Here is a 21,272-nt window from a genome sequence, read left to right as displayed (position 1 = left end):
AGATCACTTTTGGGCCGCTGCGTGATGTCAAACACATAACGGCGTGTCGGCCTTGCATGGGACTTTGGTCCCGGGACGGGGCTTGACGGTTTGGGTTACCCTTTAACCACAGCCGTCACTGTAGCCTCATATTTCACGCGCGCCCGGGGGAGCGCTTCCTCATGAAACATTCAACCTTAGACCAGACCTCTGCGCCTTTTTGGAAGAAACGTTTGACCGGCTCCTGCACCCGTGTGCTGACCGCTGCCACGGTCCTCTCCGTGGCCGTCGGCGGTGTCCTCATGGCGCCGGCATCCGCCACCGAAAGCGCGCCGCAGCAGGCCGTCGAAACCGCGCCGGCCGCGCAGGGCACTGCCCAGCCGACGAGCAGCGCGCTGCCCGAGCCCGCGCCGGAGGAGGCCTCTCCTGCCCCCGCCACGACTGTTCCTACACAGCCGGCGGCGCCCGCGACGACGGCGCCCGCCGAACCGGCGCCTGCCGAGCCGGCACCCGCGGCTCCCGCCACCGAGGTACCGGCACCGGCCGAGGACACCGACAAGGCGACGGTCGAGGACATCCCGCTTGATGAAATGACCCAGGCGCAGAAGCTGGCCCTGCTGGAGAAGGTGCAGGGCGAGCACGGCGCGGAGATGGGCAAGGGCCTGGAGATGCGCCGGGAGGCCGAGGCGGAACTGAAGACGGAGGAGGGCCAGGAGAAGCTGGCCGAGACTCTCGACGTCCTCGAGATCGACCGCACCGCCGCCGTCACGATCGCCGCCGCAACGGACCGGAACCACTGGAAGCCCTCTGGCGTCCAAGGCATGGACGTCTCGGGATGGCAGCCTGACGTGAACTGGCAGTACGAGTGGAACCTCGGTGCCCGCTTCGCCTACGTCAAGGCCAGCGAGTCCACCACCTACACGAATCCGTCCTTCGGCAACCAGTACACCGGGTCGTACGACGTCGGCATGATCCGCGGCGCCTACCACTTCGCGATTCCGAACGTCACCAGCGGCAAGGCCCAGGCGGATTACTTCGTGAACAACGGCGGCGGCTGGTCGGCGGACGGCCGGACGCTGCCGCCGCTGCTGGACATCGAGTACAACCCGTATCCGACGCTCGGCAACACCTGCTACAACATGAGCCCGTCGCAGCTGGTCAACTGGGTGCGCGACTTCTCCAACCAGATCAAGGTCCGGACCGGCCGCGTCCCCGCCATCTACACCACCGGCAGCTGGTGGAACCAGTGCCTGGGTTCCAGCACGGCCTTCAAGGACCACCCGCTGCACGTCGCGCACTTCTCCTACGGCAACATCACCTCGCCGTACCTGCCGGCGGGCTGGAAGCGGTTCGACATCTGGCAGTACAGCGAATCCGGTCCGTTCCTCGGCGACTCCAACCTGTGGCGCGGCACGCTGACCCAGCTGAAGGACTTCGCCAAGTACCCCTCCGGCGTCAAGCCGGCCACTTCGACGGTGAACCCGGTCAGCACCACCGTCACCTCGGCCGCGCCGGGTGACCTCAACATGGACGGCCACGCCGACCTGGTGTCCCGCCGCACCGACGGCTACCTCTGGTTCTACCCGGGCAACGGCTCCGGCGGCTACGGCACGCCCGTCAGGATCGGCAGCGGCTGGCAGGTCTACAACAAGCTGATTGGCGCCGGCACCTTCAACGGGGACCAGTACCCGGACCTGCTCGCCCGGCACACCGACGGCTCGCTCTGGTTCTACGCCGGCACGGGCGACGGCAAGTTCAAGGCCCGCGTCAAGGTAGGTTCCAGTGGCTGGAACTCCATGACCGACGTCGTTGTTACCGGCGACCTGAACGACGACGGCAGGCAGGACCTGTTGGCCAAGCACACCAACGGGACCGCATACCTGTACCCCGGCAAGGGCACCGGCGCGCTCGGCAGCCGCAGCACCGCCGGCACCGGCTGGGGCAAGTTCACCCAGCTGATCGCCATGCAGGACTTCGACGGCGACCGGCGCGAGGACGTCGCTGCGACGCAGGCGGACGGCTCGCTCTGGCTGCTGCGCGGCAACGGCGCGCCGACCAGCTCCGGCAAGCTCTTCAACGCTTCGCAGAAGATCGGCAGCAGCGGCTGGCAGGCGTTCCAGCAGGTGCTCGGCGTCGGTGACAACAACCGCGACGGCAAGGGCGACATCCTCGGCGTCTACTCGAACAAGACCCTGCGGTTCTACGCCGGCACCGGCTTCTCGGAACCGGAGGGCTACCAGCGGGCGGTTGCCAAGGGCGACCCGGTCTGGGACGAGTTCAGCCAGATGGTCGCCCCGGGCGACTACAACGGCGACGGCCTCGCCGACCTCATCGGTTCGAAGCCGAACGGCCAGCTCTGGTTCGCTCCGGGCGACGGCAAGGGCAGTTACGGCGCGCGGATCCAGATCGGCAAGAGCGGCTGGCAGGCCTACAAGCACCTGCTGGCGCTCGGCGACTACAACCGCGACGGCCGCAACGATCTGGCGGCCGTGGACAAGAACGGCGTCCTCTGGTTCTACGCCGGCACCGGTAAGGTGGGCTCGGGCAGCGAGGGCCTGCGGCCGCGCGTGAAGATCGGCAGCAGCGGCTGGACCGGGTTCTCCTACCTGGAGGGGGTCGGCGACCTCAACCGCGACGGCAAGAACGACCTGCTGGCCGTGCAGCCCAACGGCAACGTCTACCTTTACGCAGGGCCGGGCACCGGCAAGAGCCACGGACCGCGCACCCTGATCGCCAGTGGCTGGACCGGCTACACCGGCGTCGCACCGGTGGGGGACTACGACGGCGACGGCACCAAGGACGTCGTGTTCCGCAAGCCGGACGGCACGATCTGGCTGCGCACCGGCCTGGCCCAGCGCTCCGGCAGCGCCTGGCTGTCCACGGAGCGGCGGATCGGCTCGGGCTGGAACGTCTACACCCGCGTGGTGGGCACCGGCGACTTCAACCGCGACGCCAAGGCGGACATGGTCGGCACCCGCTCCGACGGCTCGGCCTGGTTCTACGCCGGCACGCAGTTCAAGGTGTCCTACGCCGTCCAGCCCGGCATCAACACCGACACGCTCTAGTCAGACCGACCACTCACGGGCGAGGGCCCCGCCATGGAATCCATGGCGGGGCCCTCGCCGTTCCGCCCCCGGATGCCCTTCCGGCCGCGAGGATGGTCAGCCCTTCGGCCCGGTACCGCTCGGCGTTGCTGGACGGCGAGGATGGTCAGCCCTCCGGACCGGCGCCGCTCGGCGTTTCGTCGTCGTTCGGCGTTCTGTTGTGCCCGTTTGGCCTGTCGCCGTCGTCGTTCGGCGTGCTGCCCTCGGCCCGAGCGGAGCCGCGCCTGCCGGCCCTCTTCCTCGCGGCCTTCAGCTCCCGGTGCAGGGCAGCGTTGTCCTCCTCGAGCTCGAGCACCTTGCCCACGCCCGCCAGGTTCAGCCCGTCGCCGACCAGCTCGCCGATCCTGCGCATGCGGTCCACATCGTTCTGGCTGTACCTCCGGGTGCCGCCGTCGGTCCGCGCCGGCTCCACCAGGCCCTTGCGCTCGTAGAGACGCAGAGTCTGCTCACCGACGCCGAGCAGATCCGCAGCGACGGAGATGCCGTAGACGCCGCGGTCGGCGCTGTGCCGTTCTCCAGCCAATTCGTCCTCCAAAAACTACTTGAAAACAGGATACTCCCGAGTCATAATTTCTGTGTCGGAAGACATAGATAATCTCTCCGGCATCGACAAGAAGAACTGAAGGAGGCAGTCATGTTGATGAGGACAGATCCCTTCCGTGAGCTGGACCGCCTGACCCAGCAGGTCTTCGGGACGCAGGGCAGGCCCGCGGCAATGCCGATGGATGCCTGGCGCGAGGGCGACGAGTTCGTCGTCGAACTGGACCTGCCCGGCGTTGATCCCTCGACAATCGATCTGGATGTGGAACGCAACGTCCTGACCGTCGGCGCCGAGCGCAAGTCCCGTGTCGAGGACCGCCAGGACGTGGTGGCGGCCGAGCGGCCGGCAGGCACCTTCAGCCGCCAGCTGATCCTCGGCGACACGCTGGACACGGATGCGGTCACGGCCAATTACGACGCCGGGGTGCTGACACTGCGCATCCCCATCCGTGAGCAGGCCAAGCCGCGCAAGATCGAGATTAAGAGCAGCGATACGCAACAGCAGATCAACGCCTGATCTGCAGCGAGAGGCGGACACGGTCGGCGGTCCCGGCGTAGACGTCTGAGCCGTCCCGGTTGAGGGCGGCGAGCCGTTCCGGCGGAGGCCGCCAGTCGACTCCCCGGGCCGGGCCGAAGATTAGCGGCCCGGCCTGCCGTCCGCCGGAGAGACCGGCATCGATTGGAGGTTCTGCCGATGCAGGTCCCTCCGCCGGACCCCGGCCGACGTCCGCTGCTTGAGCGAGGTTGCCATGGAAGAGCCGGATCTCTACGACATCCTCCAGGTTCCTCCGACCGCGGGCCCGGAGGAAATCCGCCGTGCCTACCGAACGCTCCTGCGGAAACACCATCCGGATATGCACAAACCGCGCGACGCCGTTGAAGCCCGCTGGATGGCCCGGAACGTGGCGGCGATCCACCATGCCTATGAAGTTCTCTCGGACCCGCGCCGCCGGGCGGCCTATGATCAGCGGCGCCGCCGCCCGCAGGCCAAGCCGGTGCCGCGCGGCCGGAACATCCACGTCCGGGTCCACCGCAGCGGGGATGCGCCCGGTTCGCACAGGCCGGCCGGAACGCCCGGCTCGCCCCGGTCATCCGGGCCGCACGGCTCGCCTGCGGAGGACGGTCCCGACGGGGCGGACCCGGTGGAAAGGGACGAAGTCAGGGTTGTCCGGGACGACCCGAGGCAGCGCCGGGACGAGGTCTGGGTTGTCCGGGAGGATCCGCGGCAGGGCAACGACGACGTCAGGGTTGTCCGGGACGATCCGCGGCGGCGCAACGACGACGTCTGGGTTGTCCGGGACGATCCGCGGCAGGGCAACGACGACGTCTGGATCTCGCCGGCCTGGCTCCGGCCGCGGCAGGACGACGCCATCTCGCTGTGTCCGGACGAATCGCCGCTCCGCCCGCCGCCCGACGTCTTCGAGCGCCTGCTGTGGCGTTGGTTCTTCCGCTAGCCCCGCAGCAGCCCGGGTCTTCCGATCGGCACACAAACATCCCATTCGCATCCCATTCGGCACTTCAGAAAGGAGCAGGTCCAATGTCCAGTTGGCGCCGCTATGACTACCACCTCTTCCCGATCTTCCATGAGAGGTTCGAAGAGCGCTGGGGCCCCGGGACGGCGCCCTTCCTGGACCCGAGCGTGTACGAGGAGGACCAGCCCCGGCCACGCGCCCAATGGATCAACGTGGACACAGGTGCCGCCGTCGCCGTCGTTCCCGTGTGGGAAGACGACCGCGAGCACCGCTCCTTCGCCGTGTTCTACCTGCCTCCGACGGGCGGGATCTGGGCGCTGCGTCCGGGCTTCACGGACTATGTCGAGGCTGAAGCGAATGGTGACTTCGACCAGATTGCGCTGCGGAACGACTCGTTCAAGAAGGCGGTGGCGCACGCCGAGGAGTTCATCTTCGGCCACCGCCACAGCCAGGACTGAGTGGCGGTTGAGGACTAGCGGCTGTTGAATCGGGCCGCGCCGATCCCGCCGCAGGGCGTGGCTCTAACCACAGGGCCGGGCTGGGACTTTGTGCGCCGGGGATGGCCCGGCAGCGTGTGCTGGGCTGGCTTGGGCTTTATTCGCCGCGGATGGCCTCTAGTCCTACGCGGCGCGGCCGTCCCAGCCTTTCTCGATCAGGCCAGTCCTGATCTTGGCCACGGCCTCGCGGGCGCCGTGGAGCATGTGGTCGCCGGAAATACGGATCTCGTCCCACCCGGCGGCTGCGACGTTCTCGGCCCGGCGGATGTCCCGGCGGACTTGCAGGGGCTGGGTGTGGGGCTCACCTTGATACTCGATGGCGAGCCGGTACTTCGGGTAAGACATGTCCGGGCTGTGCCACTCCTTTCCGGAGTCGTCCACGATCGGGCAGTTCAGCAGCGGCTCGGGCAGTCCGGCCCGGCCGAGGGCGAGCCGCAGGCGGGTTTCGGGCGCGGAATCGGCGCCGACGCGTGCAAGATCGAGTGCTTGGCGGGCAAGCCAGATGCCGGATTTTCCCGGATGGCGCCCGATCAGCAGGGCGAGCTCGTCGAGGGTGCAGTAGGGCTTTCGTCGATTCTCGAACCGCGGCCGGGGAATTCTGATCAGGTGGTCGGCGATGACGACGAGCAGATCCAGGTCCGAGCCTTCGGCCAGGTCGAGCCAGGTGCGGGCCCGTGAGGTGAGGAAGATGCCGTCCAGCTGCTCGACTTCATCCGGATAGACCTGCGAGCGGTGGCAGACGATGTTGTCCCGACGGATGCGGGCGGCTCCGGAGGGCCGGGTGAGGTGGATGGGCTCTTCGGGATAGCCGCCGTCGGAATCCGGAAAGTCCCAGATGATGGGCGCGCTGGCGTGGGAAGCGCAGCTGCGCTCGTTGATCCGGGTGTACGGCCTGAGCCGACCGGGAAAATCCAGCTCTGCATGCTTAGGCGATCGAATGCTGCGGCTAGTTCTCACGACAGTGTCGTTGCTCAGGCGGCTGCGGCTCAGGCCTGCTTTCCGTCCGTCCTCGAGAGTAAAGGCTGATTGCTGCAGGTGGTTGGGAAGCGGATAGGGCTTGCGCATGCCGACAGTATGCCGACGTTGACGGGTTCCTTGCACAAGTTGTCCACAGTCTCATCTGTTGGCCGGAAACGACCCCTTTAGAAGATCTAAAGGGGTCGTTTCCGGCCAACAGTTTTTCGGGGAGGCCCAAGTCCCGGGGAGGCGGGTCCGGGGGCCGGGCCTAAAGGCGGCGGGTCGGAGAAATGGCCGGGCACCGAAAAGGCGGGTCCGGGCCGGGCCTAAAAGGCGGGTCCGGGCCGGGCCTAAAAGGCGGCGGGTCGGAGAAATGGCCGGGCACCGGGGTTCCGCGGGTTGGCCGGGCACCGGGGTTCCGCGAGTCGGAGTGGACCCCGCGCGTCCGGGAGGAGCCGGGCTGCGGTCGGCCGCCGTCACAGCAGGGCGCTGAAGGACTCGGCCTTCTCCTTGGTGCCTTGGACGATGATCTGGTCGTCGTCGTAGAGCACGGTCTGCGGGGTCGTGTGCTCCCAATGGCTGCCCTGGCGTTTCACGGCGACGACGGTGATGTCGAACTTCGAGCGGAGCTGCAGCACTTCGAGCGGCCGGTCCTGGGCGAGGCTGGGCGGAGTCGTCCGGATCATGACGAAGTTGTCTTCGAACTCGACATAGTCCAGCATGGCGCCGCGGACCAGGTGGGCCACGCGCCGGCCCATGTCATGTTCGGGCCGGATCACGTGGTGCACGCCAAGCTGCTCGAGGATCTCGGCGTGCGGCTCGCTGATCGCCTTGGCCCAGATCACCGGCTTGGCGAACTTGAGCAGCCGCGACGTGGTCAGGATGCTGGCTTCCACGTCCGTGCCGATGCCGACGACGGCGCGGTCGAACTCGTGCACGGAGAGCTGCCGCAGCGCCTCCTCCTTGGTCGAGTCGGCGCGGACCACATGAGGTTGTCCGAGTACAGTGCGAAGCCGGCATTGTTGAAGGAGGAGACGGCGAGGAACGCGCCGTTCCACAGGGCCTTGCCGGGCGCGTAGCCGTAGCCGGCCATGAGGCGCGCCGTGAGCACCAGCGCCAGTACCGCCTCCGTGAGCAGCGAGACCTTCAGGACGCCGAGCAGGACCGTCCGGACGTCGCCGAACCCGGTGCTCTTGGTCTCTGCGGCGGCCGAAATCTTCGCGCGCAGGCCCAGCCGGCCGGCCATCAGCACGCCCAGCAGCGCCCCGAAGGACATCACGCCGAACCCGCCCAGCTGGATCAGGACCATGATGACGACCTGCCCGAACGTGGTCCAGTAGACCGGGGTGTCGACGATGATCAGTCCGGTCACGCAGACCGACGACGTGGCGGTGAACAGCGCCTCCAGGAAAGTGCCGCCACCCTCGCCCTGCTTCGAGATCGGCAGCATCAGCAGCGCGGTGCCGGCGAGGGTAGCGCCGCCGAAACCGAGGGCGATCACTTGCGCCGGGTGCCGCGGTCGGATCAGTCTGCCAAGTACGACGGCGGTGCGCGCCAGCCGTGCCAGCGCTGCGGTCGGCCGGGGAAGCCAAGGCCAGCCGGAGCGGCGTGCCAAGCCGGCGCCGCGGGGCAGCTGCGTCCGCTGCATCCGGCCGGCGCCGCGGGGCAGCCGCGCCCGCTGCACCCGGCCGGCTCGGGCCAGCTGCTGCCGGCGCGCCTTGCGGGCACGGCGGGCCGGTGGGGCCTTGGCGGCCATAGGTTGTTCCTTTCCTGTGCTGCAGGTTGGATCCCGGGTCCTGGGACAGAGGGTACGGAGAGCGCCGGCATTCAGGGCCCCCCCCTGGGCGGCCCTGGCTGGCCGATGAGCGCACCTCGGCTCGGAGCCGCGCCTCGCACGCCGGAATGGCCCCGGCCCCTCATCTGTTGGAGCCCCTCATCTGTTGGAGCCCCTCATCTGTTGGAGCCCCTCATCTGTTGGAGCCCCTCATCTGTTGGAGCCCCTCATCTGTTGGCCGGAAATGACCCCTTTAGAAGATCTAAGGGGGTCGTTTCCGGCCAATCGTTTGTAGGGATGGCGTTGGGCGGCGGTGAGTTGTGGGTGGAAGGCCGGGTGTCGGGGAGAGGGGCTGGCTGGTGGGTGGAAGGCCGGGTGTCGGGGAGAGGGGCTGGCTGGTGGGTGGAAGGTGTCGGGGAGAGGGGCTGGCTTGTGGGTGGAAGGCCGGGGGTCGGGAAGAGGGGTTCGGTACCGCATGAACGGCGAGGTCGGGGGGGAACGGCGCGTGCTGGGTGAAGGGTGAGGTCGGGGTCAACCGACGTGGACGCCCGGGCGGCGGAGCGGGTTCGGCTCGTGCTGCCGGATGATCTCGCGCACCACGGGCGGGGTGTCGCCCTGGCCGAGGAGCAGGTAGCGCATCAAATGGGTGAGCGGGTTGCCCTCGGACCATTCGAAGTAGGCCTGCGGCATCACGCCGGTGGCGTCGCGCAGCGCGAACAGGATGGCGGCGAGGGCGTTCGGCGCCGCGGGGCTTTGCGCCCTCAGGATCCGGTGGCCGCCGGCCTCTTCGCCGCGCACGTGGAGCGTGTCGCTGAACCCGGAGGGGTCGTTGATCTCGATTTCAAGGAAGATCACGTCGGCCAGGCCCGGGACCGGGTTGATCCGTCGCTGGGTCGCCTCCTTGTCCGCGTAGGCCCACGTCCCGGTCGACGTCGGCTTGTGCGCGATCAGGTTGATCCGGCCGTCGTACTCGAGGGTGTCGCGGATGAACCGGCGTGCCTCGTCGTCGAACACGATGTGGTCTGCGCGCAGTTCCGTGGTCCGGGTGACGCGGGAAACCAGCGAGATGGCGATGATGCCTCCGATGAACAGCAGCGAGATCATCAGGCCGTCCGGCTTCTCCAGGATGTTCTCGACGAGCGCGTAGAGGAGCACGAGCGTCAGGAAGGAGTACGCGACAGCGGGAAGCCGGCGCCGGGCGGGGGAATGCGGGGAACGCTGCCGGTCCCGGGCCTCGCCGGGATGCCGGCCGGCCGGGACATCGCCGTTCTGCCGGGCGGGGGAGGGATAAGGCGGGCCGCCGGTGGGTGACGGTTCTGTGGGGGAACCTTTGCCGGCGGCCCGCCAGCATGAGATGGCCACGGCGGCGGCGGCCGAAACCATCATGGCTAGTACGCCGGTGGCATAGGCCCCGGCCTGAGCGTTCACGTCCGCCTTGAACGCGATGGTGATGACGATGCTGACCCCGGTGTAGACCAGGACCACCGGCCGGATGGCGCGGCTCCATTCCGGGGCCATGCCGTAGGACGGCAGGTAGCGCGGCACGATGTTGATCAGCCCGGCCATCGCGGAGGCGCCGGCGAACCAGAGGATCAGGATGCTGGAGATGTCGTAGATCGTGCCGAAGCCTTCGCCGAAGCGCTCGTGCGCCAGGTAGGCCAGGGCGCGTCCGTTCGCCGCCCCGCCTTCCTGGAACTCGGCCGCCGGGATGAGCAGCGTGGTCACCAGGCTGCTGCCGAGCAGGTAGACGCTCATGATCGCGGCGGCGGAAGTCAGCAGGCGCCGGGTGTTCTTCACCCGCGAGGCCATCCGCTCGGCCGGCGTCGCGCCGAGGGAAGCGACCAGCGGCATCATGCTCACGCCCGTCTCGAACCCGGACAGCCCCAGCACCAGCAGCGGGAATGCCAGCAGCGCCGGCAGGATCAGCCCGCCCGGGCCTCCGGAGCTCGCGGTCAGCGCCGCGGTCCAGTCCGCGGTGACGCCCGGGGTGGCAACGACGTCGTAAATTCCCACCCCGATGACCACGGCATTCAGCGCCAGGAACAGCGCCACCACCGGGATCGCCACCGCCACGGCTTCGGTGAAGCCCAGCAGGAACACGCCGCCCAGGACCAGCAGCATCCCGATGGTCACGGGCAGCTGCTGGCCCTCGAGGAACTGCGGCGCCCGCGGGTTCTCCAGCAGGTGGACCGTCGCGTCGGCCGAGGACAGCGTGATCGTGATGATCCACGACGTCGCCACGAATCCCAGCAGGATCAGCACGAACAGCTTTCCGCGCCAGAACGGCAGCAGCTTCTCCAGCATCGCCACCGATCCCTGGCCGTGCGGGCTCGCCTGGGCCACCCGCCGGTACATCGGCAGCATCCCGCAGACCGTCAGGATGACGATCAGCAGCGTCGCCAGCGGCGAAAGCGCGCCGGCGGCCAGGGCGGCGATGGCCGGCAGGTAGGAGAGTGTGGAGAAGTAGTCGACGCCGGTCAGGCACATGACCTTCCACCAGGGGTGCTCGTGCGCGCCGGCCTCGGCGCTTTCCGGCCCCACCGGCTGGACCCGGTGCTCCATCAGCCAGCGGGTGAACGCCCCGCCCGGCTTCCCGTGCCCGGTGGGGCGGGGGACGCTGGCGGGGACAAAGAACTGGGTTGAGGCACCCAACGCGGTCTTCTTTCTGATGCGGTGCATAAGGGCTCCGGTTTCCGAAGCGATTGACCACACTACTCCCGTTGGGCGGGCCCGACGTGCGGTTTGGCGTTAAGAAAACATCAAAAATAACGACGGCGCCGGCCCGGGTTGCGCCGACAATGGAGCCATGGAAACAGGGAGCCGGGGGACCGGCCGCGCCAAGCGGAGCGTGCGCGAGCGGGCCGTGGTCGGTCTGTCCGGCGGGCCCGAGGGGCAGCTGCTGGTGCGGCGGGCGGCCCGGATCCTTGCGGGAAGCGAAGGGGCCGAACTGCATGCCGTGCACGTGCGGATGTCCCGGGCCGGCGGCGGCTCGCAGGCGGAGCTGGACCGGCAGCGTGCGCTGGTGGAGCGGCTGGGCGGCAGCTACCACTCGGTCGGCGGGACCGACGTCGCCGCGACGCTGGCCGACTTCGCCCGCGGCATCGGCGCCACGCAGATCGTCGTCGGTGTCCCTTGGCACGGACGGCTTCCCCTGCTGCGCCGCGGGGTCGGCGCCCGGTTGCCGCGCCTGGCCGCCGGCATCGACGTGCACCTGGTCGGCCACGGGCAGGGCCCGGCCAGCAAGGCGGTACCCAGGCCGCGCTCGCCGCTGGGCCGCGGCCGCCTCATCGCAGGTTTCGTGCTGGCGGTGCTGCTGCCGGTGCTGCTCCAGTTCCTGCTCGGCCTCTTCGAGCACGGCCACTTCGCCACGGACATGCTCGTCCAGCTGAGCGGCACCATCGCCGTCGCCCTCGTCGGCGGACTCTGGCCCGCGGTCCTTGCCGCCGTGCTGTCCAGCGCCGTCGTAAATCTCTCCGCCGTTCATCCGGTGGGCACGCTGGGCATCAGCGATCCGGAAAACGTGCTCGCGCTGCTCATCTTCCTGGCCGTCGCGATCGCCGTCTCCCTCGTCGTCGGGCTCTCCGCGCGGCGCAGCCGGGAAGCCGACGCGGCCGGGGCGGAGGCGGCGGCGCTGGGCGAACTGAGCCGCAGCACCCTCGCGCAGCACTACACGGTGGACGAGTTCATGGAGCGGATCCGCGAGTACTTCCAGAGCCAGGGGGCCGGGCTGTATGTGCTCAGGCAGGCCGGCGGGAACCCGGACAACCCGGACGGGCTCGACGGCGGGGACAACCCGGACGGCCCCGCTACCTCGGACAACCCCGCCGGTGCACGGCAGGCCGGCGCGCGGCAGGCCGGAGCGCTGGCCGGAGACAGTGCGTCCGGCCGCTGGCGCCTCGCCGCTTCCGCCGGCAAGCCGGCTCCGGAACCTAGCGGCAACGACGTCATCGAGCCGCTCGACCCGGAGCACACGCTCGCCCTCTCCGGCCGACCCTTCAGCCAGGAGGAGCGGCACCTGCTCGCCGCCTTCGGGGCGCACCTGCTCGCCCTGCTCCAGCGGGAACAGCTCCGAGCGAGCCAGCGCGATATTGTCCGGCTCGCCGAGGGCAACCGCATGCGCACCTCGATCCTGCGGGCCGTCTCGCACGACCTCCGCACGCCGCTGGCCGGCATCAAGCTCGCCGTCAGCAGCCTGCGCCAGGACGCCGTGCAGTTTCCGCCGGAGGTCGAGGCCGAGTTGCTCGCCACCATCGAGGACTACACCGACCGGCTCGACGTCCTCGTCGGGAACCTGCTGGACATGTCTCGCCTCACCGCGGACTCCGTGACCCCGCTGATCCAGCCCACTTACTGGACCGACGCCGTCGGCGATGCGCTGCGCGGACTGCCGGCGGAGGGCGTGCGCGTGGACCTTCCGGACAACCTGCCGCCCGTCGACGCCGACCCCGGCATGCTCGAGCGGGTCATCGCCAACATCGTCGAAAACGCGCTCAAGTACGCCGGCCCGGAGGTCGTCATCACCGGCTCCGCCACCGGCATGGGCAGCGCCACAGTGGACGGCAGCCCCGCCGGCGAGCTGCGCATCATCGACCACGGCCGCGGCATCCCCGCCGACCAGGTGCTCAGCATGTTCCGACCCTTCCAGCGCCTCGACGACAAACCCGCCGGCACCGGGATCGGCCTGGGCCTGGCCGTCGCGAAGGGCTTCACCGACGCGATGGGCGGCCGGCTCGCGGCGGAGGAGACCCCCGGCGGCGGACTCACCATGGTGATCAAGCTGCCGCTGTCCACCGGCGCGTGACGCAAGTCCTGCGGTAGGCAGCGTGCGCAGAAAGCCGGCCCCCCGCCGTCGTCCGCTTCCCCATTCACGGCCGTTGTGATCCCGTAAAGATCCGGCCCCTCGGCGTGAAGAAAGCATCAAGAACGACGGCGGCGGCCCGGGTTCTGCGGTTTGCTGGAGTCATGCGGACGTACCTTCGATGCCGCCTGACCGGGGAGACCTGTAACTGATGAATGAGCTCGAGCTTTGGGAGCTGGCTGGCCTCTTTGCCGCGGCCGGAGCCATCCTGTGGCTGCTGGTCCGCGCCCTGCTGCACGAGAAGAGAAGGTCCAAGTGGTGGTGACGGCGGCGCGGAGCCGGGCAGGCAGGGCAGAATAGGCGTAGCAGCCGGCACAGCAGGGAGGATGCGGCAGGGATGGCCAATGTCCTGATCGTCGACGACGAGCCGCAGCTTCTTCGTGCCATGCAGCTGAACCTCGCCGCGCGGGGCTACCGTACCTACACGGCGGCCACCGGCGGGGCCGCGCTCTCGGAAGCCGCCAAGTCGCCGATCGACCTGGTCATCCTGGACCTTGGGCTGCCGGACATGGACGGCGTGGACGTCATCCGCGACCTGCGCGGCTGGAGCGATGTGCCGATCATCGTGCTGTCTGCCCGGCACGCGTCCGCCGAGAAGGTTGAAGCCCTGGACGCCGGCGCGGACGACTACGTGACGAAGCCGTTCGACCTCAATGAGCTGCTCGCCCGGCTGCGCGCCGCGGATCGCCGGATCGGCAGCACCGCCCAAGGCCCGTCCGTGGCTACCGCGGACTTCGAAATCAACCTCAACGACAAGCGCGTCATGCGGGACGGGCAGGCCGTGCGGCTGACCCCGAACGAGTGGAACATCCTCGAGCTGCTCGCCCGCAACCCGGGACGCCTCGTCTCGCAGCAGCAGATCCTCACGAACGTCTGGGGGCCGGCATACCTGAAGGAAACCCAGTACCTGCGCGTCTACATCGCCCAGCTGCGCCGCAAGCTCGAACCGGACCCGGCCAAGCCCCGCTACCTCCTGACGGAAGCCGGCATGGGCTACCGCTTCGAGCCCGGCCCGCCCGCCTGACTACTCCTGGCTGCTACTTCCGGCAGGCGGAGTGTGCCGCCAGCATCTTCAAACCGGGCAGGGCCATGACCAACCCGGGCAGCGCCATGACTCCGCGGGCGGGCTGTGCCTTCTTCAGGCCGAGCGCAACATTCTCCACCCGCTGCATCTCGCCCTCCTTGGCGCCCAGGACCATGACCCAGCCGGCAAAGACCGGGATGGTCCACTGCAGGATCTTGAGCTGTTTCTGGGCCGACGCCAGTTCCTCCGACGAAGAAGGCGAAGGTTCGGTGGCGCCCTCTGCCCCTTCAGCCGAGAGCAGGTCGACCTTGCGGCCCACCATGCCCGCATACAAGGTCACCGCGGCACCGACCAGGGTGACGACGGTCTTGTACGTAGTGAGCCGCATGACGCCGTGCTGTTCAGCGAGCCGCTCCTTGTTTCCGAGGATGAGCGGAATGCCGGCGCCGAGGTGGGCGGCGAAGGCAGCCGTCTGGACCGGGGCCCACTTCTTCCAGCCGAGGCTGGACAGGCGCGTGCGCTCCGTGGGGTCCTTGGCCTCAGCCGTCGCCCCGTTGAGGCCGACGGCACCCATGAGGGATCCGCCGAACCAGGCACCCGCGGTCAGATCGTGGATGGAGCGTGCAATGAGATTTCCCGACATTGTAGTTCTCCTTCGCGCTCGTGGATAATAAGGAAGCTGATGATCTTCCGGAGTTCACAGTCTATGGGCTAGCGAACGCAATGGGAACGGGGAAGCCGGTCCGAGTGCCTGCGAGGCCGCGCCTACTGCCCGTTGTCCAGCGTCTCGGGACTGGGGACGGCGCCGGCAACCCGCAGCAGGGCCGTCTCGTAGTCCCCGCCGAAGCTGATCCTGGTGATGTCCTTGAACGGAAGCTTGATCAGGAAGTCTTCCCACTGGGCCGCGGGGTCTACGGTGAGCAGCCACACGGACTTCTTGCCCCAGTCCATCGGCGCGCCGATCAGGCAGGTATCTGGACGCTTGGCTTCCTGGAAGACGGCGACCAGCGTTTCCTTGGCCGCCGCGGTTTCCATGATGGTCCGCGGATTGGCGATGTCCAGCGCCGACGGTTTCTTCGGCGGCCACTGGGCGTCCTTCTTCAAAACCGGAAGGAACGTCTCCTCGGCTTCGACCAGGCGCAGGTCCTCGATCCGCAGCGCCGTGTAGCCGTCCAGGTAGCCGCCGTCGCGGAGGGAAGCGAGCAGGATCCAGTCCGCTCCGATCTCCAGCACGGTCCCATGGACCACTTCGTTTTTCTGGACGCCGCGCCTGATGCGCAGCGGCAGCGACTCCTTCGCAGACTGTTCGAGGAGCGAGCGGATGTTCTTCTTCGACTGGGTCTTCTTCGCCATGCCGTAATCCTCACACGCCGCCGGAGGGCTTGGCCATCATGGGCGCATTCCCAACGCCGGACGCCATGCGGCAGCAGCCGGTGGTGGCCCCGTGGCGGGACTGGCCTGGTGAGGCCTGCACCGAACGGGCCGTGCAGGCCTCACCAGCCGATGCTGGACGGGCAGTCGGCTAGCCGGAGATGCCGGTGATCTCGTTGGGCACGTGCGGCAACTCCGCCGTCGAGGCGACCTTCCCCGTGTCAAGGTCGACGGCATGTAGTTTCTGTTCGGCCGGATCAGTTACGTACGCCGCGCCGCCCTGCACGAACAATGCGGGACGGGGTTCCTGCCATTCGAGCGGCTCGCTCCAATCGTCAACAACCGGAATGCGGTTCATCAGCGCACCCGAGTCCGGGTCGATCACGTGCAGGAAGCCGTCGGTCCCGAGGACCAGGGCTTCGCCTTCCGGGCCGCGGCCGAGTGACCGGAAGGAATAGCTGGTGCCAAGGTCAACCAGCCGCAGTTTGCCGGTCGCGGTGTCAATGAGCGATATCCTCTCGGGCCGTTCGAGTTCGGCTTCCGGATCCACCTTGTAGTCTCCGAGCACCACGGTGGACTCTTCCGTGCCGGCTTGGTTGCCGATCCGGCCGTACCCATCCGGGCTGTCCACCTTGGTGGTCTTCCCGTCGCGGTAGATCATCAAACCGTCTTCGCATCCGACGACGATCGCGCCTTCCGCGACAGCCTCGCCGTGGGCCCCGGGGCAGTGCTCGTTCCGGGCAAGCTCCTTCCCATCCGCATCCAGCACAGCGACTCCGCTCCGCGACTCTTCCGTGCCAAGCGTGACAAGCAGCCCGCCGTCATCCAGCGGAACGGCGACGCCGTGGTGCGCGTGCTCGAGCGCGTGCACCCGTCCTTCCGGCTTCCCGTCGGCGAGTCCGGACGGGTCGAAGATCTCCACCCGGCCGGTGCCGTCGCTGAAGAGCGCGGTGGCACCGGCATGGCGGACGGCGTGGCCCGGTTCGGAAGCGGCGAATTCCGTGGACGTCAGCCCGGGCCGCACGGTGTAGTGATGGGCGTGGTCGCCGTGCTTGCTGGACCAGGCACCGGCGTCGTAAACCTTGAAAGCGTCCCCGGTGGACACCAGGACATGGCGCCCGTCGCCCGCAGGACTGAGCCGGTTGAATCCGGCCAGCGGCTCCTCGGCGATGACCTCAAGGCTGGCGGCGTCCATCGTCATGATGCCGCCGTCGTAGGTCATCACCAGCCGGGGCGTGGCCGATGCAGCCTCCTGCTTGCCGCTGTCGGACGTGGCGGAGCCGGCGGTGGAAGAGCTGCCTGCCGGGGCAGCTTGGCCGCAGGCGGTCAGCAGCAGGGCGGCCGCAGCGGCGGACACGAGGGCGAGCGGCCGGGCCCGGCGGCCCGTCTGGGGCCGCGGCCGGCCGGAAGGACGTCGGATGCCGGGGTTGTTCGCGCGCATCAGCCCTGCCGAGCTTTCAGTCGCGGGTTCTTATTGTTGATGACGAAGACGCGGCCTCGGCGCCGGACCACTTGGGCGCCGGGCTGCTGCTTGAGGGCTTTCAGGGAGTTTCGGACTTTCATTGCTTCCTCTTTCGGATTGCGGTGGTGACGAAGGGGTGGAGCCCGCAGGTGCGCAGGGTGGAGGGCGCGCGAGCGCAAGCGCATGGGCGCCTGCTCGTGCCGACCTACTGGCCGGCCGGAGTGCCTGCCGAGCCGGGGTCAGTGAGAGCGGGAAGGCCGAAGGGGTCGGCACGGAGCGCCGGGACGCGAGCCAGTTCGGCTTCGGTCAGCTGGCAATGCTGCAGCAGTCGCGTGCCGGCGACGGCATCGACCTCGATGCCTGTTAGGGCCAGGACCGTTCCCCGGTCGCCGTGCTCGTCGCGCCAGTCGAGGGCGGCGTCGGTGCTGAGCGCCGCCGCGGATGCCGCGTCGATGCCCGGTTTGTCGGCCAGCCATGGTCCCGTGTCTTCAAGCCAGATCCTGGGACCGGCGCCGCACAGGGCCACCCGGGACGCCGGCGATGAAGCCAGCCAGACCCGTCCGCGAAGCCAGCAGTTGCCGGAGGCGAGTTCGGCGAGGGCCAGCCGGAAACGTCCGGGATGCAGCGGGCGGGCGGCCCGGAGCACGATGGTCCGGTATGGCGCGTTGGCGTCGGACGCCGGTACCCGCACGGAACCGGGGTGTGAGCGGGCGCGCGCCTCGCGAAGGTCGAAGCGTCCGGGCTGGTCTTCCTTTCCGCGAACGACGGCGGCGTGCGGCGCCACTTCGGCCGCCAGCTTCGTGCCGCGTGTGTGGTGCGCGGGTGCCGCGGCGCCGATGGGCGGGTCCGAGAAGTGCAGCGTGTCGCAGAAGGCCAGTTCCCGCACCAGGAATTCTCCGGGCCTCCGGTCGTCTTCAGCGGTAGGGGAGTAGCCGGACTCGAACAGCGAGTGCCCGTCCCAGAGCTGGTCCTCCAGGTTGGCCGGCGCACAAGCCAGCACCACCGAGGCAAAGTCCGGCAAAGGGCCGGGCGTGTGGCCGAACGCATAGACGACGGTCTCCGCCGGTACCGACGGCGGCAGGCCTAGCACCAGTCGGTCGAGGCCCTCTTCCAGCAGGCGCCTCACCGTCGGAACTACATCTAGCCGGACGGTGCAGCTCAGGCAGCCGTGTTCGAGTGGCGTCTCCTCCCGCTCGACCATCCTGGCCCCGCGATAGATCCGCCGCAGTACCGTGCCGCTTTCCAGGAGGTCGTGCAGCACCACGGTGTCGTCGGGGCCGGAGCTTCCCAGTGCATCGCAGGCGGCCTGGCGGCAGAAAGGATCGAGGGAACTGATGAGGATGACGGGCATGACCGGCACATTACATGCGAATCATTCTCATTAGCAACGGCCGGACGTGTTCAAGCCACCGTGGCTTCACAATTGACAATGATTCTCAACAACATGAAAATCGTTCGGAGGAATCCAGCACTGGACGAGGGTGGACCTGGAGGGGCCAGCCCTCACTTGTCAGTCGAAGGGGGTAGGCATCCGAGATGATGAAGCCGGTCGGCCGGCCGGGGAAGACCCGCTCCGGTCTTTCCCCGGCCGCCGCGCGTTCTACTGGCGAAGCGGCGCCGGTGCAGGTAAGTAGACCTTGCCGCCCGAGGCGCGGAATTCCGCCGATTTGGCGTTCATGCCGGCGATCGCTTCCTGCTCGCTTGCACCGCCAAACTGGTCCCGGATGTCCTGTGAGATCCGCATGGAGCAGAATTTCGGCCCGCACATGGAGCAGAAGTGCGCTGTCTTGGCCGGTTCGGCCGGCAGCGTCTCGTCGTGGAACGCCTCGGCTGTCGCCGGATCCAGCGAAAGCGCGAACTGGTCGCGCCAGCGGAACTCGAAGCGTGCCTTGGACAGCGCGTCGTCGCGCTCACGGGCTCCCGGATGGCACTTGGCCACGTCGGCGGCGTGCGCGGCGATCTTGTAGGTGATCACGCCGGCCTTCACATCGTCCTTGTTGGGGAGCCCGAGATGCTCCTTGGGCGTGACGTAGCAGAGCATCGCCGTGCCGTACCGGGCAATTTCGGTGGCGCCGATGGCGGACGTGATGTGGTCGTAACCGGGCGCGACGTCCGTGACTAGCGGGCCGAGTGTGTAGAAAGGGGCGCCGTCGCACAGGTCCTGCTGGCGCTCCACGTTTTCGCGCACCAGGTGGAGCGGTATATGGCCCGGGCCTTCCACCATGACCTGCACGTCGTACTGCCACGCGCGCTTCGTCAGTTCCGCCAGCGTGTCCAGCTCGGCGAACTGCGCTTCATCGTTGGCATCCGCCACCGAACCCGGCCGCAGCCCGTCGCCCAGGGAGAAGGCGACGTCGTAGCGGGCGAAGATTTCGCAGAGTTCGTCGAAGTGGGTGTAGAGGAAGTTCTCCCGGTGGTGTGCCAGGCACCAGCCGGCCATGATGGACCCGCCGCGCGAGACGATGCCGGTGACCCGCTCGGCGGTCAGCGGCACATAGCGCAGCAGCACGCCGGCGTGGATAGTCATGTAGTCCACGCCCTGCTCGCACTGCTCAATCACAGTGTCCCGGAAGATTTCCCAGGTCAGGCGGTCGGCCTCGCCGTTAACCTTCTCTAGCGCCTGGTAGATGGGGACCGTGCCGATGGGCACGGGGGAGTTGCGGATGATCCACTCGCGGGTGGTGTGGATGTCGTCGCCGGTAGATAAGTCCATCACGGTGTCCGCACCCCAGCGCGTGGCCCACTGCAGCTTGTCCACTTCCTCCGCGATCGAGCTGGTCACCGCCGAGTTGCCAATGTTCGCGTTGATCTTCACCAGGAAGGCCTTGCCGATGATCATCGGCTCGGACTCCGGATGGTTGATGTTGGCGGGGATGATGGCGCGTCCGGCTGCGAGCTCGGAGCGGACCAGCTCCACATCGCAGTTCTCCCGAAGCGCGACGAATCTCATCTCCTCGGTGATGATGCCGGCCCTCGCGTAGTGCATCTGCGTCACTCTCTTGCCGACGACGCCGCGGCGCGGCTTGGGCTTTGCGCCCCGCCATTCCGCCGTGGCGGCTCCGCGACGGACGGCAGAGCGGCCGTCGTCGAGCAGGTCGCGGCGCCGGCCGGCATAGCTTTCGGTGTCGGCCCGGCCCGCAATCCAGCCCTCCCGAAGCGGCGGCAGGCCCACTACAGGGTCGCTTCCCGGGCCGGCGGTGCGGTAGACCTGCAGGGCTGGATTCGGCTGCCCGCCGGGGGAATCTCCGAGTGCAATTGCGGTCACCGGAACCCGGATATCCCGGTGCGTTTCCGAGATGTACTGGAGCGAGTGGGCAGGGTGGAACGAATCGTTCATGATGTATCTTCACTTCCTTCGCCGGCATTACCCGGACAGGTTCGACGGTCGCAGGCCGCATCAGCCCGATCTCAGCCCCTGCAAGGGCTCCCGTGTGGATGGAACGACCCTAGCACCGGTGCTGCCAGTCGGCGGCATCGCGGGCGTTGTCCTGCGGGATCGGGGCCGGGACGTCGGTCCGTGGGGGTGCTGCGGCGGGACTAGGGCGCCGGGCGTCCGTCCGCGGGGGTGGTCCTGCGGGTTTGGGGTTCGGGCGGTCGATCCGGCGGGCGGGAGTGGCCGGTTGTACGGCTCTCTTGAGTGTTGGCGGGTGCCGGTAGTGGTTGCGTCGTGGGACTTGGGAGGGGTCGGTGTAGGCGGGAGGGATGAACCACGGGATGCCGTCTATGGTTTCGATGATCCAGTCGCCGGCGTGGATGAGGTGGTGGTGGAAGGAGCACAGGAGGACGCCGTTGGCGACGGAGGTGCGGCCTTTGTGTTTTTTCCAGTAGCGGATGTGGTGGGCTTCGGTCCAGTGCGCGGGCATGGTGCAGCCGGGGAAGGCGCAGCCTTTGTCGCGGGCGACGAGCGCGCGGCGCTGGGCGGGGGTGAAGAGGCGTTGGGCGCGTCCGACGTCGAGGACTTCGCCCTTCCCGCCGAACACGATGGGGATCAGGTCAGCGTCGCAGGCCATTTTGCGGACCGTGGCCGGGGTGATGAGTCCGCCGAACACGGCCTGCCCGGAAGTGCCGGTCTCGGTGCCGATCTGTTGGACGAGGTCCTGGTAGTCGATGGTGACCATGACCTGGGGCCGGTGGCCCCCGGCGCTGGGGAGCTTGTCGGTGGAGAGCGCGATGCGGCAGGAACCGACCAGGCCTTCGAGCAGCTGCTGCGGCCGGGTCGGCATCGGCCAGCCCG

Annotated in this window: 17 protein-coding genes, 1 pseudogene and 1 riboswitch; of the genes and pseudogenes, 6 read left to right on the top strand and 12 right to left on the bottom strand. The window is 68.5% G+C overall.

What is annotated here, in order from left to right; genetic code table 11:
* The first annotated feature begins 212 nt into the window (after nucleotides 1–212).
* On the top strand, nucleotides 213–3,044 hold the full coding sequence (locus AHIS1636_RS11890) for a GH25 family lysozyme (RefSeq protein WP_264796046.1): 2,832 nt from the start codon (nucleotides 213–215) through the stop codon (nucleotides 3,042–3,044).
* A gap of 145 nt (nucleotides 3,045–3,189) precedes the next feature.
* On the opposite strand, the gene AHIS1636_RS11885 is transcribed toward AHIS1636_RS11890, so the two are convergent.
* On the bottom strand, nucleotides 3,190–3,606 hold the full coding sequence (locus AHIS1636_RS11885; RefSeq protein ID WP_309298609.1) for a MerR family transcriptional regulator: 417 nt from the start codon (nucleotides 3,604–3,606) through the stop codon (nucleotides 3,190–3,192).
* A 111-nt stretch (nucleotides 3,607–3,717) separates the two neighbouring features.
* Between AHIS1636_RS11885 and AHIS1636_RS11880 the strand changes: the two genes are divergently transcribed.
* The 3 genes from AHIS1636_RS11880 (at nucleotide 3,718) to AHIS1636_RS11870 (ending at nucleotide 5,553) form a co-directional block, all read left to right on the top strand.
* Nucleotides 3,718–4,140, top strand: coding sequence for an Hsp20/alpha crystallin family protein (locus tag AHIS1636_RS11880; protein WP_264796045.1), 423 nt, complete (start codon nucleotides 3,718–3,720; stop codon nucleotides 4,138–4,140).
* Between the two features lie 232 nt (nucleotides 4,141–4,372).
* Nucleotides 4,373–5,077 carry a J domain-containing protein gene (locus AHIS1636_RS11875; protein ID WP_264796044.1) on the top strand — a complete coding sequence of 235 codons (705 nt, stop codon included), beginning with the start codon at nucleotides 4,373–4,375 and terminating at the stop codon, nucleotides 5,075–5,077.
* Between the two features lie 83 nt (nucleotides 5,078–5,160).
* Entirely contained in the window at nucleotides 5,161–5,553 is a 393-nt protein-coding gene (locus tag AHIS1636_RS11870) for a hypothetical protein (protein WP_264796043.1), read from the top strand.
* A gap of 162 nt (nucleotides 5,554–5,715) precedes the next feature.
* On the opposite strand, the gene AHIS1636_RS11865 is transcribed toward AHIS1636_RS11870, so the two are convergent.
* The 4 genes from AHIS1636_RS11865 to AHIS1636_RS11850 all read right to left on the bottom strand — a co-directional run bounded on the left by AHIS1636_RS11865 (nucleotide 5,716) and on the right by AHIS1636_RS11850 (nucleotide 11,002).
* Nucleotides 5,716–6,657, bottom strand: a complete 942-nt coding sequence (locus tag AHIS1636_RS11865; RefSeq protein ID WP_264796042.1) for a putative endonuclease domain-containing protein — start codon at nucleotides 6,655–6,657, stop codon at nucleotides 5,716–5,718.
* Nucleotides 6,658–7,025: 368 nt separating this feature from the next.
* Nucleotides 7,026–7,487, bottom strand: coding sequence for a potassium channel family protein (locus tag AHIS1636_RS11860; protein ID WP_264796041.1), 462 nt, complete (start codon nucleotides 7,485–7,487; stop codon nucleotides 7,026–7,028).
* Nucleotides 7,427–8,305 (bottom strand): potassium transporter TrkG, encoded by an 879-nt coding sequence (locus tag AHIS1636_RS11855; RefSeq protein ID WP_264796040.1) that lies wholly within the window; start codon nucleotides 8,303–8,305, stop codon nucleotides 7,427–7,429. The genes AHIS1636_RS11860 and AHIS1636_RS11855 overlap by 61 nt, the downstream gene beginning before the upstream one ends.
* Nucleotides 8,306–8,854: 549 nt before the next feature.
* On the bottom strand, nucleotides 8,855–11,002 hold the full coding sequence (locus tag AHIS1636_RS11850; RefSeq protein ID WP_373875834.1) for an APC family permease: 2,148 nt from the start codon (nucleotides 11,000–11,002) through the stop codon (nucleotides 8,855–8,857).
* A 127-nt stretch (nucleotides 11,003–11,129) separates the two neighbouring features.
* Between AHIS1636_RS11850 and AHIS1636_RS11845 the strand changes: the two genes are divergently transcribed.
* Together AHIS1636_RS11845 and AHIS1636_RS11840 are read left to right on the top strand one after the other, a co-directional pair.
* Complete coding sequence (locus tag AHIS1636_RS11845) at nucleotides 11,130–13,124, top strand: ATP-binding protein (RefSeq protein ID WP_264796039.1); 1,995 nt, start codon at nucleotides 11,130–11,132, stop codon at nucleotides 13,122–13,124.
* Nucleotides 13,125–13,518: 394 nt separating this feature from the next.
* Nucleotides 13,519–14,205, top strand: coding sequence for a response regulator (locus AHIS1636_RS11840; RefSeq protein ID WP_264796038.1), 687 nt, complete (start codon nucleotides 13,519–13,521; stop codon nucleotides 14,203–14,205).
* A gap of 112 nt (nucleotides 14,206–14,317) precedes the next feature.
* On the opposite strand, the pseudogene AHIS1636_RS11835 reads toward AHIS1636_RS11840, so the two are convergent.
* From AHIS1636_RS11835 to AHIS1636_RS11805, 7 genes and pseudogenes are all read right to left on the bottom strand, one after another.
* Nucleotides 14,318–14,848, bottom strand: a pseudogene (locus AHIS1636_RS11835) (hypothetical protein); the annotation flags it as partial.
* Nucleotides 14,849–14,970: 122 nt separating this feature from the next.
* Entirely contained in the window at nucleotides 14,971–15,558 is a 588-nt protein-coding gene (locus AHIS1636_RS11830; protein ID WP_264796037.1) for a hypothetical protein, read from the bottom strand.
* A 169-nt stretch (nucleotides 15,559–15,727) separates the two neighbouring features.
* Complete coding sequence (aztD, locus tag AHIS1636_RS11825; RefSeq protein WP_264796036.1) at nucleotides 15,728–17,017, bottom strand: zinc metallochaperone AztD; 1,290 nt, start codon at nucleotides 17,015–17,017, stop codon at nucleotides 15,728–15,730.
* On the bottom strand, nucleotides 17,017–17,139 hold the full coding sequence (gene ykgO, locus AHIS1636_RS11820; protein WP_264796035.1) for a type B 50S ribosomal protein L36: 123 nt from the start codon (nucleotides 17,137–17,139) through the stop codon (nucleotides 17,017–17,019). Before ykgO ends, aztD begins: the two co-directional genes overlap by 1 nt.
* 104 nt (nucleotides 17,140–17,243) lie before the next feature.
* Entirely contained in the window at nucleotides 17,244–18,389 is a 1,146-nt protein-coding gene (locus AHIS1636_RS11815) for a GTP-binding protein (RefSeq protein WP_264796034.1), read from the bottom strand.
* A gap of 249 nt (nucleotides 18,390–18,638) precedes the next feature.
* Nucleotides 18,639–20,375: a phosphomethylpyrimidine synthase ThiC gene (gene thiC, locus AHIS1636_RS11810; RefSeq protein WP_264796033.1), complete on the bottom strand. Its 1,737-nt coding sequence runs from the start codon at nucleotides 20,373–20,375 to the stop codon at nucleotides 18,639–18,641.
* A riboswitch (TPP riboswitch) is annotated at nucleotides 20,372–20,479 on the bottom strand. (Overlaps the previous gene by 4 nt.)
* A gap of 5 nt (nucleotides 20,480–20,484) precedes the next feature.
* On the bottom strand, nucleotides 20,485–21,272 hold a 788-nt coding region (locus AHIS1636_RS11805), incomplete at its 5' end, for an HNH endonuclease signature motif containing protein (protein ID WP_264796032.1).

Source organism: Arthrobacter mangrovi (assembly GCF_026011795.1).
Classification (GTDB): domain Bacteria; phylum Actinomycetota; class Actinomycetes; order Actinomycetales; family Micrococcaceae; genus Crystallibacter; species Crystallibacter mangrovi.
The sequence above is the reverse complement of the archived record's forward strand: the minus strand, read 5'-3'. Positions and strand labels throughout refer to the sequence as shown.

Coding starts and splice junctions, on each gene's coding strand:
- AHIS1636_RS11880 (WP_264796045.1), top strand. CDS start 3,718: ATGTTGATGAGGACAGATCCCTTCCGTGAGCTGGACCGCCTGACCCAG.
- AHIS1636_RS11830 (WP_264796037.1), bottom strand. CDS start 15,558: ATGGCGAAGAAGACCCAGTCGAAGAAGAACATCCGCTCGCTCCTCGAA.
- AHIS1636_RS11870 (WP_264796043.1), top strand. CDS start 5,161: ATGTCCAGTTGGCGCCGCTATGACTACCACCTCTTCCCGATCTTCCAT.
- thiC (WP_264796033.1), bottom strand. CDS start 20,375: ATGAACGATTCGTTCCACCCTGCCCACTCGCTCCAGTACATCTCGGAA.
- AHIS1636_RS11875 (WP_264796044.1), top strand. CDS start 4,373: ATGGAAGAGCCGGATCTCTACGACATCCTCCAGGTTCCTCCGACCGCG.
- AHIS1636_RS11840 (WP_264796038.1), top strand. CDS start 13,519: ATGGCCAATGTCCTGATCGTCGACGACGAGCCGCAGCTTCTTCGTGCC.
- AHIS1636_RS11845 (WP_264796039.1), top strand. CDS start 11,130: ATGGAAACAGGGAGCCGGGGGACCGGCCGCGCCAAGCGGAGCGTGCGC.
- AHIS1636_RS11815 (WP_264796034.1), bottom strand. CDS start 18,389: ATGCCCGTCATCCTCATCAGTTCCCTCGATCCTTTCTGCCGCCAGGCC.
- AHIS1636_RS11855 (WP_264796040.1), bottom strand. CDS start 8,305: ATGGCCGCCAAGGCCCCACCGGCCCGCCGTGCCCGCAAGGCGCGCCGG.
- AHIS1636_RS11850 (WP_373875834.1), bottom strand. CDS start 11,002: ATGCACCGCATCAGAAAGAAGACCGCGTTGGGTGCCTCAACCCAGTTC.
- AHIS1636_RS11865 (WP_264796042.1), bottom strand. CDS start 6,657: ATGCGCAAGCCCTATCCGCTTCCCAACCACCTGCAGCAATCAGCCTTT.
- ykgO (WP_264796035.1), bottom strand. CDS start 17,139: ATGAAAGTCCGAAACTCCCTGAAAGCCCTCAAGCAGCAGCCCGGCGCC.
- aztD (WP_264796036.1), bottom strand. CDS start 17,017: ATGCGCGCGAACAACCCCGGCATCCGACGTCCTTCCGGCCGGCCGCGG.